A 411-nucleotide genomic window follows, 5' to 3' on the forward strand; every position below is an offset into this window, starting at 1 on the left:
ACGGTCGTCATCACGACGGAAACCGCCACCGGCCGGACGGCCACCACGATCACCACGGTTGTCCCGGCTGTCGTCGCGACGGAAACCACCGCGGTCCCCGCCACGATCACCACCGCGGTCATCCCGACGATCGTCGGTCCGCCCACGGAACCCACCACGATCATCATCACGACGGAAGCTGGAACGCTCACCCTCACGTCGGTCATCACGTCGGTCGTCCCTGCGGTCGTCACGCCCACGGAAGCCACCACCGGCGGGGCGACCACCTCGGTCGTCATCACGACGGAAGCCACCACCGGCCGGACGCCCACCACGGTCGTCATCACGACGGAAACCGCCACCGGCCGGACGGCCACCACGATCACCACGGTTGTCCCGGCTGTCGTCGCGACGGAAACCACCGCGGTCCCC

Annotated in this window: 1 pseudogene; it reads right to left on the reverse strand. The window is 69.1% G+C overall.

The window, feature by feature from the left end:
- Positions 1–365: pseudogene (locus ADL01_RS46495) on the reverse strand (hypothetical protein); the annotation flags it as partial.
- Positions 366–411: the final 46 nt, after the last annotated feature.

The sequence above is a fragment of the Streptomyces sp. NRRL WC-3618 genome (genome assembly GCF_001280005.1).
Classification (GTDB): domain Bacteria; phylum Actinomycetota; class Actinomycetes; order Streptomycetales; family Streptomycetaceae; genus Streptomyces.